The sequence below is a fragment of the Amycolatopsis sp. NPDC054798 genome (assembly GCF_053611505.1).
In genome coordinates this window covers 1-13405 of sequence record NZ_JBSHAM010000152.1, presented here as the reverse complement: position 1 = coordinate 13405, position 13405 = coordinate 1, and the positions used below count along the sequence as shown (strand labels likewise).

General features: G+C 70.3%; 8 protein-coding genes. 3 read left to right on the top strand and 5 right to left on the bottom strand.

What is annotated here, in order from left to right; all coding sequences use genetic code 11:
* Positions 1-109 precede the first annotated feature (109 nt).
* Entirely contained in the window at positions 110-553 is a 444-nt protein-coding gene (locus ACWGIC_RS42550) for a hypothetical protein (RefSeq protein ID WP_452081626.1), read from the bottom strand.
* Positions 554-676: 123 nt separating this feature from the next.
* On the opposite strand from ACWGIC_RS42550, the gene ACWGIC_RS42545 reads away from it, so the two are divergent.
* Positions 677-1633 carry an aldo/keto reductase gene (locus ACWGIC_RS42545; RefSeq protein ID WP_452081625.1) on the top strand — a complete coding sequence of 319 codons (957 nt, stop codon included), beginning with the start codon at positions 677-679 and terminating at the stop codon, positions 1631-1633.
* 9 nt (positions 1634-1642) lie between these two features.
* Here the strand turns inward: ACWGIC_RS42545 and ACWGIC_RS42540 are convergent, their stop codons facing one another.
* From ACWGIC_RS42540 to ACWGIC_RS42525, 4 genes are all read right to left on the bottom strand, one after another.
* Entirely contained in the window at positions 1643-3730 is a 2088-nt protein-coding gene (locus ACWGIC_RS42540) for an FUSC family protein (protein WP_452081624.1), read from the bottom strand.
* Positions 3727-6837: a GH92 family glycosyl hydrolase gene (locus tag ACWGIC_RS42535; protein ID WP_452081623.1), complete on the bottom strand. Its 3111-nt coding sequence runs from the start codon at positions 6835-6837 to the stop codon at positions 3727-3729. Before ACWGIC_RS42535 ends, ACWGIC_RS42540 begins: the two co-directional genes overlap by 4 nt.
* Before the next feature lie 38 nt (positions 6838-6875).
* Entirely contained in the window at positions 6876-7274 is a 399-nt protein-coding gene (locus ACWGIC_RS42530; RefSeq protein ID WP_452081622.1) for a GNAT family N-acetyltransferase, read from the bottom strand.
* A 106-nt stretch (positions 7275-7380) separates the two neighbouring features.
* On the bottom strand, positions 7381-11685 hold the full coding sequence (locus tag ACWGIC_RS42525; RefSeq protein ID WP_452081621.1) for a GH92 family glycosyl hydrolase: 4305 nt from the start codon (positions 11683-11685) through the stop codon (positions 7381-7383).
* A gap of 355 nt (positions 11686-12040) precedes the next feature.
* Here ACWGIC_RS42525 and ACWGIC_RS42520 point away from each other — a divergent pair, with 355 nt between their 5' ends.
* Both ACWGIC_RS42520 and ACWGIC_RS42515 read left to right on the top strand, forming a co-directional pair.
* On the top strand, positions 12041-12697 hold the full coding sequence (locus tag ACWGIC_RS42520) for a class I SAM-dependent methyltransferase (RefSeq protein ID WP_452081620.1): 657 nt from the start codon (positions 12041-12043) through the stop codon (positions 12695-12697).
* Complete coding sequence (locus ACWGIC_RS42515) at positions 12697-13332, top strand: class I SAM-dependent methyltransferase (protein ID WP_452081619.1); 636 nt, start codon at positions 12697-12699, stop codon at positions 13330-13332. The genes ACWGIC_RS42520 and ACWGIC_RS42515 overlap by 1 nt, the downstream gene beginning before the upstream one ends.
* The last annotated feature ends 73 nt before the right edge of the window (positions 13333-13405 follow it).

Genomic DNA, 13405 nt, shown 5'->3' with positions numbered 1-13405 from the left:
CCCCTGAGGGAATCTGATTCCCTCAGGGGTCCCCTCACGGACGTTTCGCTACCGCGCTCCTCTTCGATTTGGCAGGCGCACCGCCGCACCCGGCGCTGCTCAGAAAGCCTCAAAGCGGCCAGGCGGTCCCGGTCGCGGCAACTGGTGAGAAGGGAGCCGAGCGCGAACACGTCGTCGGCCGTTCGCCGCCGGTGGCCCGGGCGATCAGTCGCACCCCGCCGGAGGTGAGCCGGATTGCAGACGGCTTCAGTTTTCCGTGTACCAGCCCGGAATCGTGGAGCCGGGTCAAGTCGGCCGTGATTCCGGCGGCCAGTCGGAGCAGCGCTGGTCCGGGCAGCGTGCCGGCAGTCTCGAGCACGGCGGATGCCGCGCTCAACGCGGCCGCCTCGGCCCGGAAACCGTTGTCCCGGGCTAAGTGCGGGAGCCTGAGCGCGACGAGGCGGTGGTCCGGGCCGCTGCCGAGCAGCACCCGGGCGGTCTCGTCCTGGTCCAGTTCCGCGAGCACCCGGTACCGCCCGAGCCAGAGCGGGTCGTCGACTGCCGGTCTTCTCATCAGCTGCCCTCCCCAGAACGCTGTCAGAGGAGGTAGATCCTGCCAGTTCCGGGCCTGGGGCGAGAGGGCAGACTTTCCTGTCGGCACGGGCATTCCCCGGGCGGGGAGTGATTGAATGCGATCATGGTCGCACTTCGCACTCTTGGCTCATCCGACCTCGCTGTCTCCCCGCTGTGCCTCGGCGGGAACGTGTTCGGCTGGACCGCCGACGAACCGGCGTCGTTCGCCGTGCTGGACGCTTACGCCGAGGCCGGCGGCAACTTCCTCGACACGTCGGATTCGTACATGTACCACTTCCCAGGCAACGAGCCAGGGCAGTCCGAGGCCATCATCGGCAACTGGCTCGCCTCCCGCGGAAACCGGGACGGCATGGTCGTCGCGACCAAGGTCGGGGACAGCCCGAAGTTCAAGGGGCTGGCGCCGGCGAACATCAAGGCCGCGGCCGAGGAATCGTTGCGGCGGCTGGGAATCGAGCGGATCGATCTGTACTACACGCATTTCGACGACGAGTCCGTGCCGGTCGAGGACATCGTCACCGCGCTCGACGAGCTGGTGAAGGAAGGCAAGGTTCGCGCGATCGCGGCGTCGAACATCAGCCCGGAGCGGCTGAAGGCGTCGCTGGAGTTCTCCGACCGCGAGGGGCTGGCGAAGTACGTCGCGTTGCAGCCGCAGTACAACCTCGTCGCGCGCGAGGGATACGAGAGCGAGCGGCGGGGGATCGTGCAGCGGCACGGGCTGGCCTGCGTGCCGTATTTCGGTCTCGCGTCCGGGTTCTTGACCGGCAAGTACCGGCCCGGCCAGCAGGTCGACAACATCCGCAATCTGCCGGGGCTCGCGGGCGGCTACGCGGACACCGAACTCGGCGTGCGGGTGCTCGCGGCGCTGGAAGAGGTCGCCGGCGCGCGTGGCGCGGAGATGGCGACGGTCGCGCTGGCCTGGCTCGCGCAGCAGCCGACGGTGGCCGCGCCGATCGCGTCCGCGCGCACGGTCGAGCAGGTTCCCGCGCTGGTCGCGCTCCACGACGTGCGGCTGAGCGACGCCGAGCTGCGGATCCTCGACGCCGCTTCCGCGCCCGCGTAAGCCAGCGAGTCACCTGTGCGGCGGCGGGTCCTGCGCGCCGACGCCGAACACGCGGCCCAGCGCGATGAGCCCCTCGTCGAGATGGCTCATGCTCGACAGCACGGCGCGGGTCTCGGCCTCGTCGATCCGGTCGGCGACCGGGGTCCCGTCGTCGCGGACGAGCTTGCGGGTCCGCGTGCCGCCCGGACTGCTGACCGCCTCGTGCACGAGGTCGACGTTCGCGATGATCCGCCCGGCGAACTGGTCCAGCCGTTCCGAGACCGGGCCGGTGAGCTGGCCGGGCTGGGCGCGGGCGGCCACGTGCCGGGCGCGGAAGGCGATGCCCTCCAGCGTGGTCAGCACGTGCCAGCCGTAGTCGCGGCGCGCGCTGCGCAGGTTGATCGGGTGGGTGAGCGGTTCGATCGTCAGCCGCACCTGCTCGACCGCCCGGTCCAGGTCGCGCGACATCTCGATGATGTTCACGTTCTCCCGCCCGGACAGCAGCGTCGCGGCGGATTCGACGAACTCGTGCAGTTCGTCGAGCGCGATCGCGATGTCGTCCAGCATCACCGCGCGGGTGCGGACCGGCAGCACCACCACCGCGGCGAGCAGCCCGCACGCCGCGCCGACCGCGGTCTCGGCGACCCGGATCCACAGCACCTCGATGCTGAACGTGCCGAGCAGGCTGTAGAGCAGCCCCAGCATGCTCGTCACGAAGAACGCCATCAGGAACTGCGACACCCGCGCGGTGTAGACCATGCCGAAGACGCAGACCAGCAGGAGCGCGAGGATCGCCGGGGTGTTGCCGCTGACCAGCAGCGCCAGCGCGACGCCGCCGACGATGCCCAGCAGCGTGCCGCCGGTGCGGCGCATGCCTTTCACGAACCGCGCGCCCGCGCTGGACGTGCCGATGAACACGACGAACACCGTCAGCACCGCCCAGTACCAGCGCTGCGGCGAGATGAGCTGCCCGGCCAGCACGGCGAGCCCGCCGCCGAGCACCGCCTGGATCGCGCCGCGGGTCTGGTTGTCGTAGGCGAACGCCTTGGCCGGTTCGTCTTCCTCGTCCTCGTCGACGGCGAAGCCCGCTTCCGGCTGGCGGCTGGCGATCCGCTGCGCCCGGTCGTCCGCGACGGCGAGTTCGGCGATCGCGCGCCGGACGCCGTCGCCGGGGTGCGCGCGTTCGTCGATCCGGCTGCCCTCCACGAGCATCCGGCTGTACTCGCCGGTTTCGCTGATCAGCGGCAGGTCGCGCGGATCGCGTTCCATCAGCGACCGGAACCGGGACAGCCGGGCCACGAGATCGTCGGCGACGCCCTCGGGCAGCGGCTGCGAGCACGTCCGCCGCACGGTGATCACCAGCCACTGCACGGCCAGTTCGACCTCGATCACCCGGCGGCGCAGCTGATCGGCCCGGCGGTCGTCGACCACGTCGGGAGCGTGGTCCTCGATCAGCAGGACCACCTCGTGCAGCCGTTCCACCGCGGTGCGGATCTGCCGCTTGCTGCGGTCCGAACCGCCGGACGAGATGTAGGACTCGGTCGACCGCACCGCCGCGCCGAGCCGCGCCCGGAACGCCTGCCGGTAGCGGATCAGCTCGCTTTCGGCGTTGCGGCGCAACAGAAGGAACCGCACGACGGCGTTCGCCGCGACACCGATCACCAGCGCGAGCAGCAGGTGCGGAACCTGCGCGAGGTGCGCCTGCAGGAACATCGGGAAGAAGAACAGGAAGAACGCCATCGACCCGAGCGCGATGCCGCGCGCGCCGAACCGCTGCACGTACACCGCGACGAAGATCAGCAGCACGAACACGATGCTGTCGAGCGGTGCGTAGGCGGAGCCGAAACAGGCGGCGGTGATCGACGCGGCTCCGACCACGAGGGCGAGCAGCAGCGTGACGGCCTGGCCGCCGCTGGTTGCGTCGTTGACGGTGAACGCGCTCATCATCGCCGCGATGGCCGCGACGAGCGTGGTGGTGAGCGGGAAATGCAGCGGCAGCATCGCGAGGACCGCGAGGACGATGCCGAGCACCGCCGACGCGGCGAGCCGCAGCCGGACGAGGCCGGGGTCGGCGGCCGCCAGCCGGTCGAGGAAGGCGTTGCGTACGTCGGTGATCATCGGGCCAGCAGCTCCCACTGGGCGAGCGCGACGCGCCGCCGGGTCGAAGCGCGGACCCGCAGCCGGTAGTGGCGGCACGCGGCGGGCTCGGCGAGCACGAACGGCCGGGTCTGGCGCCGCCAGCGGAACACCTCGCCGGAGCGTTCGTCCAGCGTCCGCCATTGCTGGCCGTCGTCGGAGCCTTCGAGCACCCAGTCCCGCGGATCGCCCGCGCTGGCACCGGAGGTGAGCGTGTACAGGACGACCTCGCGCGGCTCGCCTTCGGCAGTGAAGGCGATAGTCGGCCGGGGAGTGCGGAAGACGGCCTGGGTGCGGCTGTTGTCGTCGGTCAACGCGCTGTGCGTGGTGCCGGCGAGATCGCGCAGCGGCGCGGGGGCGACCGGGGTGACCGGTTCAGCGCCCCAGTCGCCGGGCTCGGCGCGGACGTCGAACTCCAGCACCGCGCCGCGGGCGAGGACCGCGTGCGCGAGGGTGGCCGAAGGGTGCGGTTCGCCGTCGACAGTCAGGCCGTGCACGTACGGCGTGTCGGCCTCGCTGTCGGCGGTCGCGGCGCGGGGTGCTCGGATCACCAGGTCCTTTCCGTTGTCGAGGTGCACGGTGGCGGAGCGGAACAGCGGTGCGCACACCGCGTACCGCGGGCTGCCGACGGTCAGCGGGTAGAGACCGAGGGCGGTGAAGACATACCAGGCCGACATTTCGCCGTTGTCCTCGTCCCCGGGATAGCCCTGGCCGAGGTCGCTGCCGAGGTACAGCCGGCGCAGGACCTCCCGGACGGTCCGCTGCAGTTTCGCCTGCGCGCCGGCGAAGGCGTAGACGAACGGGATGTGGTGCGAGGGCTGGTTGGAATGCCCGTACTGGCCCATCCGCACGTCCCGGGCCTCGGTCATCTCGTGGATCCGGCCGCCTTGCCCGGTCTCCGGGGTCCGGAAGAACTCGTCGAGTTTCGCTTCCAGCCCCGAGGTTCCGCCGTGGAGCGCGGCGAGACCGGGTCCGTCGTGCGGCACGGAGAACGCGGTGTTCCAGGCGTTGGTCTCCACGAAATCCGGGCCCCACGCCTGCGGGTCGAACCCGGCGGCGGGATGCCGCCAGCCGCCGTCGAGGGTGCGGCCCTGGAAGAAACCGATCCGTGCGTCGAAGTGGTTGGCGTAGTGCTGCGCGCGCTGGCGGAAGTAGGCGGCGTTGTCGGCGAACCGCCGCGCCCGTGCGCCGCTGCTTTCCCGGGCGAGCGCGTCGGACAGGTTGGCGAGGCCGAAGTCGTTGAGACAGCCTTCGAGCGCCCAGGACAGGCCGCCGCGCGTCGAGGCCGGGGTGTAGCCGAGGAATGCGGAGCGGTGGAGTCCCTTGCGGCCGACGCCCGCGCGCGGCGGGGCGACGGTGGCGTTCTTGAGCGCGGCGTCGTAGGCGGCCTCGACGTCGAAGTTCGTGACGCCCTTCAGGTACGCGTCGGCGAAGGCGACATCGGAGCTGGTGCCGGTCATCAGGTCGGCGCAGCCGGGGGAGGACCAGCGGGCGATCCAGCCGCCTTCGCGGTACTGCTGCACGAAACCGTCGATCATCCGGCCGCACTGGCGCGGCGCGAGCAGCGCGTACGCGGGCCAGGCGGTGCGGTAGGTATCCCAGAAGCCGTTGTTGACATACAACTCGCCGTCCACGACCTTCGCGCCGGTGCGCCGCCGGGTGCTCGGCCGGAAGCTCCGCACGACCGGGCTCGCGTGCCGGATGCCGCGCGGCGTGTTCTCGTGCGCGACGTTCGGGTACAGGAACAGCCGGTAGAGGTTCGAGTAGAACGTGGTCAGCTCGTCCTCCGACGCGCCCTCCAGCTCGACCCGGCCGAGCACCTCCCGCCACCGTTCCCGTGCCTGGCCGCGTACCTGGTCGAACGTCGTGCCCGGCGGGATCTCCAGCGCCAGGTTCCGTTTCGCCTGCGCGAGGCTGATCAGCGACGTCGCGATCCGCAGCGTCACCTCGGGCACGGCGAACTCCAGGCACCCGGTCACCGTCCGCCAGAACGGCCTCCGGATCCGCCCGCCGCCGGACGGCCGCTGATCGGCCTCGGCGTAGACGAACATCCGCCGCGCGCCGGTCGACAGCCCGCTCCGCACCCACGTGTGGCCGGTGACGATCCCGCGCTCAGCGTCGATCCGGACGCCGCCGCGGTTGCGGGCGTTGTCGAACAGCACCCAGCCGCCGCCGTCGGGAAAGGCGAACCGGAACATCGCCGCGTGCTCGGAGGGCGCCACGTCGGCGGAGATGCCGCCGCGGAACCGGACGCCGTAATGGTGCGGCCGGTCGGTCTCGTCGTCGTGGCTGAACGCCAGCGAACGCCGCGCGCGGTCCGGTTCGACCGGGCCGGTGCCGGGCATCAGGTGGAAGGTGTGCCGGTCGCCCATCCACGGACTCGGCTGGTGGCTGAGCCCGAACGCCTGCAGCCGCGGCTGGTTCTCCTCGTCGTTGTGCCGGTGATACGAGTAGAACCAGTTCAGCGCCCGCGCGTCGGTGACCGGGGTCCAGAAGTTGAACCCGTGCGGGACGGCGACGGCCGGAAAGGTGTTGCCGCGCGAGAACTCGCCGCTGGAATGCGTGCCGCGAGTCGTGCGGACCCAGTCGACCGGGTCTTCGTGCCGCGGCGGGCGCTCGGCGATCCGGACGTCGTCCAGCCAGCCCGTCGCGTCGCCGTCGAACGCGGTCGCCAGCAGGATCCGCCGCACCCGCCGTCCCGCTAACGCGGCCAGCGGACGGCGCACCGGATTCCACTGGTCCACGTAGAGCGTCTTCGCGTCGCCCTGCGCGGCGGGACAGAACCCGGCGCGGCTGCCGTCGTCGAACTCGAGGTCGAGCGCGACGTACGTGCTGCGGTAGCTCGGCACCGGGCCGTCGGAGGCCGGGAAGACCACATACGACAGTGCACTGTGGCCGGTGACCGGAATGTCCACCTCGAACAGCGTGACCGTCGGCCCGGCCTGGTACCGCAGGGCTTTCCGCCCGGTGAACCCGGCTCCGGTCTTCGCGGTCGGCGACCGGCGCGGCCCGCTGTCCACCCGCGCCCCGGGAGCGACCGGCTGCGGATCGCCCGCTTCGAACGAGGAGAAGAACGCAGCCGTGGTCACGCCCCCACGGTAATCGCTCCCGCACCGGCCGTGCCGGATCAGCCCGCGGTGAGCCGGATCAACCCCGCGTCGGTGGAGACGAACCCGCAGGCCTCGAAGTAGAACGGCCGCAGATGCGGTTCGAAATCGACGTGCAGCCACTCGCAGCCCGCGTCCCGGGCGGCGTCCCGCGCTCGGCGGACGAGTTCGGTCCCGATGCCGCGGTGCTGCCAGTCCGCGTGCACCTTCGGGTCGAGCAGGAACGCGTGGTCCGCGCCGTCCCACGCCACGTTCGCGAAGCCGACCAGCTCGCCGCCGTCATGCGCGCTGACCCAGCCGAGACTGTGCTGCTTCGCCCGGTCCCACCAGCCGGGGTCCGCGTTCCCGCCGTGCGCTTCGGTGAGCGTGACGAGCTGCGCGTCGGCCAGCTCCGCCCGCCAGGCGTAATCGATCTTCATCGCGCGACGCTCCCACGCCGCCGGTCGCGCGAGCCACCCGATAAAAGCCGTGAGGGGAACCCTGAGGGAATCAGATTCCCTCAGGGTTCCCCTCACGGACAGTCGGTCAGAGCTTCGCGCACTGTCCGGCGGACGGGCCGCGGACGGTGTTGGCGAGGTCGTGATCGGTCGGGGCGGGGGAGTTGGCCGTGCAGGCCAGCGGCCCGCCCACGGTGCTGCCCGCGATCAGCGGACCCTGGTTGCCGGTCAGGTTCACCGGGCCGGAGACGTCGGTCAGCTCGATCGACACCGGACCGCTGCCGGTGATCGACACCGGACCGGACACCTTCGTCCGGTTCAGCACCACCTGCGCCGCGCCCCCCGCCGCGACCGGACCGGTGATCTGCCCGCCGCGCACGATCAGCGAAGCACCGCGCGCCACGTTCACCGGACCCGACACCGTCGCCCCGTTCAGGCACACCACGCCGCCCGACACGGTCAGCGGACCGTTCTGCACGCCGGTCAGCGTCTTGGTGCACGACGCGTCCGGACGGCCCAGCAGCTCGAACTCCGCCAGCGTCGCCGGACCGCCGGTGGTGGCGGTGACCTCCAGCCGGTAGTAGGCGTAGTGCGCCGGGTTCTTCACCGCGAACGCCCGGGTCTGCTGCCGCCACTGGAACGCCTGGTCGGTCTGCTGATCGGCGACCGTCCAGGTCTTCCCGTCGTACGAACCCTTCAGCGTCCAGCTCTTCGCGTCGCCCGCGCCGGTGCCCGAGGTCAGCGTGTAGTGCGTGACCGCTTCGTCAGCCGACTTCAGCTGGTACTGCACCGCACCGGTCACCTTCGCCTGCGTGCGCGAGGTGTTGTCCAGCAACGCCGACGCGTCCGAACCGTCCGAAGTGGACAATGTGCCCAGCCCCGGCCCGGTCTCGTCGTGCAACGGCGTCGGCACCGCGTCGCCCGTGGTGATCGACTTCGGCGCGTCGCCCGCACCGGTGCCCCAGGTCGACGGGTTCGGGCCCATGTCGAAGTCGAGCGTGGCGCCGTGGGCGAGCACGTCGTGCGGCAGCGACGTCGACGTCCAGTTCTTCCCGTTGACCTTCAGGCCCTGGACATAGACGTTCTTCGCCGAGTTCTTCGGCGCGTTGATCACCAGGTCCCCGCCGGGCAGGTGCACGGTCGCCTTGGTGAACAGCGGCGACCCGATCGCGTAGTCCGGGCTGCCCATCTGCAACGGATAGAAACCCAGCGCGCTGAACACGTACCACGCGGACATCTCGCCGTTGTCCTCGTCGCCCGCGTAGCCCTGGCCCAGCTCGCTGCCGGTGTACAGCCGCGACACCGCTTCGCGCACCTTCGCCTGCGTCTTCGCCGGCTGGCCCGCGTAGTCGTACATGTAGAGAATGTGGTGCGAAGGCTGGTTGGAGTGGCCGTACTGGCCCATCCGCACGTCCCGCGCCTCCCGCATCTCGTGGATCACGCCGCCGTAGCTGCCCGGGAAGTCCGCGGTCTCCTGGTCGGCGAAGAACTGGTCGAGCTTGGCGCCCAGCTTGTCCTTGCCGCCGTAGAGATTCGCCAGGCCCTGCCCGTCCTGCGGCACGGTGAAGGCCATGTTCCAGCCGTCGGTCTCGGTGTAGTCGCCGCCCCACACCCGCGGGTCGTAGTCGGCCTTGGCCTTGGTGAACTTCCCGCTCGCGTCCTTGCCCTGGAAGAACCCGGTGCTCGGGTCGAACAGGTTCACGTACTGCTGCGCCCGGCTGGTGAAGTACTGGTAGTTCTCCAGATACTCGCCCCTGCGCGGATCGTCCGCCTTGGCCTGGTCGTACATCTTCTTCGACAGGTTCGCGACGCCGAAGTCGTTGACGTAGCCCTCGATCGCCCACGAGAAGCCCTCGCCGGTCGAATTCGGCGTGTACCCGAGGAAAATCGACTGGTCCAGACCCTTGCGGCCGACCGCCGAGTTCGGCGGCGTCACCGTGGCGTTCTTCAGCGCCGCGTCATAGGCCGCCTTGACGTCGAAGTTCGTCACACCCTTCTGGTAGGCGTCGGCGAACGCGACATCGGAACTCGTGCCGGTCATCAGATCCGCGTACCCGGGGGAGGACCAGCGCGCGATCCAGCCGCCGTCGCGGTACTGCTGCACGAAACCGTCCACCATCTTGCCCGCCATGTCCGGCGTGAGCAGCGAGTAAGCCGGCCACGTCGTGCGGTAGGTGTCCCAGAACCCGTTGTTGACGTACGTCTGCCCGTCGACGATCTTCGACCCGGTCTTCGTCGCGGTGTCCGCGCCGGTCTTCGGCGACACCGGGCTGGCGTACTGGTACTTCGGCGCTTCCTTCGTGCCGACGTTCTCGAAACCCTCGTTCGGGTACAGGAACAACCGGTACAGGTTGGAGTACAACGTCTCCAGCTGGTCCTTCGACGCGCCCTCGACCTCGATCACGCCGAGCTGCTTGTCCCACGCCTGCTGCGCCGCGTCCCGCACCGCGTCGAACCCGGCGTTCGGGGCGATCTCCTGCTCCAGGTTCTTCTTCGCCTGGTCCACGCTGATCAGCGACGTCGCGATCCGCATCGTCACGGTCTTGTCCGCGCCTGCGTCGAACCGCAGGTAACCGGTCACGTTGTCCCGGTTCTGCCCGGTGAGCTTCCCGCCGGCCGCGACCGGCTTGTCGAACGTCGCGTAGACGAACATCCGCCCGGCGCCGGCGGACAGGCCGCTCTTGGCGTCGGAGTACCCGCTCAGCGTGCCGTGCGCCGGGTCGAGCGTGAGCCCGCCGGAGTTGTTGACGTTGTCGAAGATCAGGCTGGAATCGTTGCCCGGGAAGGAGAACCGCATCATCGCCGCGTGATCGGCAGGCGCGATCTCGGTCTTGATCCCGTTCTGGAACGTGACGCCGTAGTAATGCGCCCGCGCCACCTCGTTGTCGTGCGTGAACGGCAGCGCCCGCTTGTCGCGGTTCGCGTCCGGCACCCCGCTCGCCGCCGACGGCATCACCTGGAAGCTCTGCCGGTCGCCCATCCACGGGCTCGGCTCGTGGCTCACGCTGAACGCCTGCAGCTGCGGGAGATTGTCCGCGTTGTTCTGCGAATGGTAGTTGTACAGCCAGCTCGCCGAACCCGCGTCGGTCACCGGCGTCCAGAAGTTGAACCCGTGCGGCACCGCGGTCGCGGGGAAGTTGTTGCCGCGGGAGAACGTGCCGTTCGCGAGCGTGCCGCGCGTGGTGAGCACGTTGTCGCTGGGCCGGGTGCTGGCCGGCGGCGTCGGCGTCGCGGAGATCTTCAGATCGTCCAGCCAGCCCGCGAACTGCGCCGGGCCGTTCGGATTGTCGTAGCCGACCGAGATCCGGTCGATCGTCTTGCCCGCGGCGACCCGGCCGATCGCCGAACGCACCAGATTCCACTGGTTCGCGCACAGGACCTTGCTCGCGCCCTGGCCCTCCGGCGTCAGCGGGAACCCGTACTGGTCGGTCGCCCCGAGGTCGCGCAGATGCGTGCCGTCGGTGAAGTCCAGGTCCACCGCGACGTTCGTGCTCGGGTACTTCAGATCGCCCTCGACGAACTGCGGCTGCACCTTGTACGACAGCTCGGTCGTGCCCGTCACCGGGAGGTCGACGTCGTAGACCTTGTTGTAGGAATAGCCGTGCCCGGCCTTGGGCTGGCTGCCGGAATACCGGAACGCCTTCTTGCCGGTGAACCCGACCCGGTTCTTGCTGGTGTAGCCCTGATTCGGGCCCGAGTCCACGACGCTGCGCATGTTCGGCAACGGCGGCGGGGCCGGATCGTCGTTGGCCAGCAGCAGCTCCGAGAACTGCATGATGTCGTCGCCGTTGTTGCGCGTGACTTCCAGCTGGTAATACCGGTACGCCGCGCTCGGGGCGGACAGTTTGTAGTCGTTCTGCTGGAACCGCTTGCCGAACGACTGGCCCGACTGCTTGTCCAGGTCAGTCCAGGTCTTCCCGTCGTCCGAACCGCGCAGCGTCCAGTCCCGCGGGTCGCGGCCGGGCGCGTCGTTGGCCGAGGAGACCGCGTAGTGCGTGATCTTCGCCGGTTCGGACAGCGTGAACGTCACCGTCGCGGTCGGATCCCACGACAGCCACTTCGTGCCGGTGCTGCCGTCGACCAGATTCGCGGCCACCTCGCCGCCGCCGGTGTTCTCGCTGGTCGCGCTGATGTCGGTGACCTTGCCCCGGATGTCGCCGGGGATCGAAGTCCCGTTCGCGCCGTCGACTCCCGAAGCACGCGGCTTCCCGGCGGCATCGGTGTCGACAGCGTCCTGGATCGGTTGCGGGTCGTTCGGCTCGAACGACGAAACGAAGTCCGGCGGGGCGGCCTCGCCCGGCGCGGCACCGGCCGCCGCGGGCAGGACGACCAGGCCCGCCGCCGCCACCGCCGCGGCGAGCACGGCGTGGAACGGTCTGGCGCTTCGGGGCATCATTGCTCCCAGTTCGTCAGGGGATCGGGGCCGGGACTTCGGGAAATCCCGGGGTGCGGGAAGCTCAACGCGCGGGTGACATCGATGTCAAGGCAAGCCCGCAAACCTGACCGGAAACGGACAACCGTTCAGCACCCGGCTACGGCAACCGGGTGCCCGCCTCGCCCGGACCGCCCCAATGTGGCATTGGGTGCGTGCCACGCACCGAACGCCGCATTGGGTGCGTCAGATGCACCCAATGCGGCATTGGGGCGTCCGGGGCCGGGTCGGCAATCGGCGAAGCAGAACCGGGAAGCTTCCTCGCTCGGCCGGTCGAGCGCACCGCCGCCCAGGCCCGGCGGGTATAACAGAGTCCATGCCAGCCGACGCCATCGATCCCGACGAGGAAGCCCGCCGCCGGGCCGGACTCGCACTCGCCAACGGTGACCCCACCGGGTGGTTCGAGCCCCTCTACGCCGCGGCGGAAGCGGGCGAGGCCGTCCTGCCGTGGTACCGCGGCGAGCCCTCGCCGGAACTCGCCGCCTGGATCGACGGGCGCCCCGGCAACGGACGCCGCGCGCTGGTCGTCGGCTGCGGAATGGCCGACGACGCCGAACTCCTCGCCGCCTCCGGATACGAGACCTCGGCCTTCGACGTCTCGCCCAGCGCGATCAAAGCCGTGCTCAACCGCTTCCCGGACACCGTCGTCTCCTACCGCACCGCGGACCTGCTCACCCCGCCCGCGGAATTCCACTACGCCTTCGACCTGGTCGTCGAGATCATGACCGTCCAGTCGATGCCGAAAGACGTCCACGACCCGGCCATCGCCTCGGTCTCCGGCTTCGTCGCCCCGGGCGGCACGCTCGTCGTCGGCGCGGTCGCGGAGGAAAGCATCGACCTCGACACCTGGGAGGGGCCGCCGTGGCCGCTCAGCCAGGCCGAAGTCGAGTCCTTCGCCCGCGACGGCGTCACCCTGACCTCGCTGCAGCGCGTCCGCGACGACAGCCGCTGGTGGGCGGAGTTCACCCGCTGATGCCCGGGGACCGTCCCGCGACCAGCCACGAACGCCACGCCGGACGTCCGGGGGACGAGTCCTATCGGGACGGTCCGGCGCCGTGGGACCTCGGACGCCCGCAACCAGCGGTCGTGGAACTCGCCGCCGAGGGCGCGTTCCGCGGCACGGTCCTCGACGCCGGATGCGGCACCGGGGAGAACGCGCTGCACCTCGCGGCGACCGGTCTGTCCATTGTGGGCATCGACGTGGCGGAAACCGCTGTGGCGCAAGCGCACGAGAAAGCCCTGGCGAGGGGAATCGAGGCCGAGTTCGCCGTCGGCGACGCGTTCCGTCTGTCCGAATTGGACCGGACCTTCGACACCGTCCTCGACTGCGGCCTCTTCCACACCTTCGACGCACCGGAACGCCAGACCTACGCCGCCAGCCTCGCGTCCGTCACCGAACCGGGCGCGAGGCTGCACGTCCTGTGCTTCCGGGACGCCGGAGCGGGCTCCGGACCGCACCCGGTGACCCGAGCCGAACTCGAGGCGGCGTTCCGGCCCGAGGCGGGCTGGCGGATCGAAAACCTCAGGGACAGCCGGATCGTCGCGGGGTTTTCGCCGGGCGGGCTTCCGGCCTGGCTGGCGACAATGCAGCGCGTCACCTTCTCGTGAGTGGCGATTTAGGGTATAAACCGCACACGCCCCAACGAGAGCCTCCGCCATCCTGCACGTACCCCACCAGCAC